The organism is Microbacterium sp. MYb72 (assembly GCF_002979415.1).
GTDB lineage: Bacteria > Actinomycetota > Actinomycetes > Actinomycetales > Microbacteriaceae > Microbacterium > Microbacterium natoriense.
Map to the genome: position 1 here is coordinate 1 of NZ_PCOT01000063.1, position 3,949 is coordinate 3,949.

The following is a 3,949-nucleotide window of genomic DNA, read 5'->3' on the forward strand; positions in this document are numbered from 1 at the left end:
CCTCCTCCGGCCCCGCCCCCGCCGTGCTCTCCATCCACGGCGGGGGAATGGTGCTGGGCACCCGGTTCTTCGGCACCGGGGAGCTCATCGACCTCGCGGAGCGCCACGGCGTCGTCGGCGTCGCCGTCGAGTACCGACTGGCGCCCGAGCATCCGGGGCCGGCGCAGGCTGAGGACTGCTACGCCGCCCTGGAGTGGATGGCGGCGCACGCGGACGAGCTCGGCATCGACCCAGAGCGCATCATCGCGTCCGGCATGAGCGCCGGCGGCGGTCTCTCGGCGGCGGTGGCGCTCCTCTCGCGCGACCGCGGCGGGCCGCGCCTGGCCGGCCAGCTGCTCGGCTGCCCCATGCTCGACGACCGCAACGAGACCGTCTCCAGCCGTCAGTACGACGGCTTCGGCGCCTGGGACCGCAACAACAACGACACCGCGTGGGACGCGATCGCCGGCGCCGACCGGTTCGGCGACGACCTGTCCGCGTACGTCGCGCCTGCCAGAGCGCGCGACCTCTCCGGACTCGCTCCCGCGTTCATCGAGGTCGGCGCCGCGGAGACGTTCCGCGACGAGGCGGTGGACTACGCGCTGCGCATCTGGGCAACGGGCGGACAGGCCGAGCTGCACGTGTGGGCCGGCGGATATCACGGCTTCGCCGGCTTCTCCCCCGACGCCGAGGTCTCGAAGGCCGCCGTCGCCGCGCGCGAGAGCTGGCTGCGCCGCGTGCTGCGCCTCGGCGGATGAGCGCCCCCCGCCCGCGCATGGGGGCGCTGCGCGCCACGCTCGTGCTCGGGATGCTCGAGGCCTTCGGCCCGCTGTCGATGGACCTCTATCTGCCGCAGCTGCCCCAGCTCGCGGCATCCCTCGGCGCCTCGGAGGCGCTCGGCCAGGCGACCATGTCGGCGTGCATGATCGGGCTCGGGCTCGGTCAGCTGATCGCCGGCCCGCTGAGCGACCGCCTGGGGCGGCGCCTGCCGCTCATGGTCGGCGTCGCCGCGTTCGCCGTGCTCTCGGTGCTGTGCGCCGTCGCGCCGAGCATCGAGCTGCTGCTGCTCGCGCGGTTCCTGCAGGGTCTCGCCGGATCCGCGGGCATCGTCATCTGCCTCGCCGTCGCCCGCGACCAGTTCGAGGGCGTCGAGCTGTCGAGGATGCTGTCGCTGCTGTTCCTCGTCTCGGGCACGGCACCGGTCATCGCACCCATCGTCGGCGGCCAGCTCGCGCGGATCATGGACTGGCGCGGCATCTTCTGGGTGCTGGGAGGTGTCGGCGTCGCTCTGCTGCTCGTGGTCGTGCTGGCGCTCCCCGAGACCCTCGACCGCGGTGACCGGCACGGCGGCGGCGTGCGGGTGCTCGCAGGGCACGCGGGCGCCGTGGCGCGGGATCGGCTGTTCCTCGCCGTGCTGTGCGCGGGCGCCGCGGGCGGGGTCGCGTTCTTCACGTACCTGTCGATGTCGCCGTTCGTGCTGCAGGACCGGTTCGGGCTGAGCCCGCAGACCTTCAGCCTCGCGTTCGCCGCCGGAGCGCTCGCGAACATCCTCGGCAGTCAGGCCAGCCGTCTCGTGGTGCGGCGCTGGGGACCGCTGCGGGTGTACCTCGGGGGCATCACGGCCACCCTGATCGCGACGACGGCGTTCCTGGTGGTCGCGATCGGCGGCGCCGGGGTGATCGGCGTCGCCGCAGCGCTCATCGGCTTCATGCTGTGCGCGGGGATCGGCGGGCCGAACGGGCAGACCCTCGCGCTGGCCCACCACGGAGCGCGGGCGGGCACGGCCTCGGCTCTCCTGGGTGTGTCGATGTTCCTCTTCGGGCCCGTGGTCGCCCCGCTCGCGGCCGGCATCGGGGGCACGACCGCGCTCACCATGGCGCTCACGATGACGGCGGCCGCGACCGTGGCCGCGATCTCCGCCTGGGTGTTCGTGCGCCCGGCCGCGCGCGACTGAGCGTCGGCCTCAGAACTCGGCCGAGAAGGCCCCGTCGGACTTGAGCAGTTGACCGGAGATCCAGCGGCCCTCGTCCGACACGAGGAACTCCACGGTCGCGGCCACATCGGCGGGGCGTCCGAGCCGACCCAGCGGAGTCATCCCGCCGAGGGCCGTGCGGGTCTCGTCGTCCATCCAGCCCGTGTCGATCGGACCGGGGTTGAGCACGTTCGCCGAGATGCCCTTCGGCCCCAGCTCGCGTGCGGCCGAGATCACGAGCCGATCGAGGGCCCCCTTCGAGGCCCCGTAGGGCAGGTTGCCGGTGACGTGATCGCTCGTGAGCGCGACGATCACTCCGCCGCCCTCCCCCGCCTGGCGGGCGAACGCGGCGATCATCAGCAGGCTCGCGCGGGCGTTCACGGCGACGTGCAGGTCGAAGCTCTCGGCCGTCGTGTCGAGGATGCCGGACTCGACGTCGTGCGCGTGGCTGAGGATGAGGGCCGTGATCGCGCCGTATCGACGGTTCACCTCGGCGATCAGCTGCTCAGGCCCCTCGGGCGTCGAGAGGTCGGCGGGCACGTCGGCATCGGTCAGGTCGCTCGTGACGACCGTCCAGCCGGCGGCGCGGAGACGGGGGACGATGCCGGCCGCGATGCTGTTCGCGCGGGCGGCGCCGGTGATGAGGGCGAGGGGCATCCGGCCACGCTACCGAATCCGCGCCGGGACCGGGAAGCGCGGGCGCCGTCGCCGGTTCAGAAGCCGAGGCACATGACGGCCACGCCCGCGGCCATCGCCCACGATTCGATCGTCAGCATCTTGGCCGCCCGCCCCTCGTGCACGGGCTCGACGAACCACTCGGCGACGACCGTCCACAGCACGACGCCGACGACGCCCACGATCCCGATGATCGAGAGGACCCCGTTCAGGCCGTGACCTGCGTGCCCCGAGGTCGCGACGGCGTCGGTCGATGCGCCGGACGAGGCGCTCTGGAACGCGCAGACCGCCATGACGAGAGACACCAGGGCACGGTGGCAGCACGCCGCCGCAGCGGGCGTCCCCCGCACGCCGATCGTCCCGAGCATGGCCGAGAGCAGCAGCACGGCGCCGAGGAGGAGTCCCCGTGCCGCGTCGCCGCCGCCCGCAGCGACGACGAGCATCGCCGCCGCCATGACGAGGGCGGACTGCCTCCCCTGCCAGGGCACCGCGCGCCAGGCCGCGACGCAGGCGACCGCCGACACCAGCGCCGCCAGTGCCATCAGCCACGGTGCTGCGGGCAGAATGGGATCCACCCCCGCATTATATTGATCGGGCGCTCAAAATAGCCAGACCCACTTCGGATGCGGCAGGATGGGCAGGTGCCCCGCGTCGTCGACCATGATGAGCGCCGCCGGCAGATCGCCGAGGCGCTGCTCGCGGTGGCCGCCCGCGACGGGCACGAGAGCGTGTCGTCACGCGCCGTCGCAAAGGAGCTCGGCGTCGCCACCGGCTCGCTGTGGCACTACTTCGACGGATTCGACGACGTCATCCGCGCCGCCGCCGCGGAGGTCACCCGCCGCACCGACGAGCGCATCGCCGCGGCCACGACGGGACTCCACGGGCTCGCACGACTGGAGGCGCTCATGGGCGAGGTGCTCCCGCTCGACGAGCACACCCGCAGCGAGGCGCGCGTCGTCGTCGGATTCTGGGGACGCCTCGCGACCCTCGCTCCGACTCCGGATGCCGGCGCACCCACCCTCGCGACCTGGCAGAGCAGCATCCGCGACGCCCTCGACGAAGCCGTGGCGGCGGGCGAGCTCCGCACGGAGACGCCGACGGATGCCGTCATGGCACTGCTGCGCTCGATCACCTACGGCCAGCAGGTCGTCGAGGTCACCGAGCCGCAGGATGCCGCGGCCCACGCCGCCGTGCTCGACGGCATCCTCTCCCCCTGGCGCGCCTGACACTCCGAAGCACGCCCCCATCCCACACCCGGGCGACCGAGGTGTCGGCCTCGCGCTGCGCCTGCTTCTCGGTGACGAGCGGGGTCTCCGACCAGCT

At 73.3% G+C, this 3,949-nt stretch carries 5 protein-coding genes; 3 read left to right on the plus strand and 2 right to left on the minus strand.

Going from position 1 to position 3,949, the window contains the following annotated elements; translation table 11 throughout:
• Both CQ047_RS18575 and CQ047_RS18580 read left to right on the plus strand, forming a co-directional pair.
• A partial coding sequence (locus tag CQ047_RS18575; RefSeq protein ID WP_105677526.1) for an alpha/beta hydrolase occupies positions 1–737 on the plus strand: 737 nt, incomplete at its 5' end.
• Positions 734–1,933: a multidrug effflux MFS transporter gene (locus tag CQ047_RS18580; RefSeq protein ID WP_258132744.1), complete on the plus strand. Its 1,200-nt coding sequence runs from the start codon at positions 734–736 to the stop codon at positions 1,931–1,933. The genes CQ047_RS18575 and CQ047_RS18580, both read left to right, overlap by 4 nt.
• A gap of 9 nt (positions 1,934–1,942) precedes the next feature.
• Here CQ047_RS18580 and CQ047_RS18585 read toward each other — a convergent pair whose 3' ends face one another.
• Together CQ047_RS18585 and CQ047_RS18590 are read right to left on the minus strand one after the other, a co-directional pair.
• Entirely contained in the window at positions 1,943–2,608 is a 666-nt protein-coding gene (locus CQ047_RS18585) for an SDR family oxidoreductase (protein ID WP_105677529.1), read from the minus strand.
• Positions 2,609–2,664: 56 nt separating this feature from the next.
• Positions 2,665–3,201 carry a hypothetical protein gene (locus CQ047_RS18590; RefSeq protein ID WP_146114407.1) on the minus strand — a complete coding sequence of 179 codons (537 nt, stop codon included), beginning with the start codon at positions 3,199–3,201 and terminating at the stop codon, positions 2,665–2,667.
• Between the two features lie 66 nt (positions 3,202–3,267).
• On the opposite strand from CQ047_RS18590, the gene CQ047_RS18595 reads away from it, so the two are divergent.
• The gene (locus tag CQ047_RS18595) at positions 3,268–3,852 is read left to right on the plus strand and encodes a TetR/AcrR family transcriptional regulator (RefSeq protein ID WP_105677532.1); all 585 of its coding nucleotides are present in this window, start codon (positions 3,268–3,270) and stop codon (positions 3,850–3,852) included.
• Positions 3,853–3,949: the final 97 nt, after the last annotated feature.

Coding starts and splice junctions, on each gene's coding strand:
- CQ047_RS18580 (WP_258132744.1), top strand. CDS start 734: ATGAGCGCCCCCCGCCCGCGCATGGGGGCGCTGCGCGCCACGCTCGTG.
- CQ047_RS18585 (WP_105677529.1), bottom strand. CDS start 2,608: ATGCCCCTCGCCCTCATCACCGGCGCCGCCCGCGCGAACAGCATCGCG.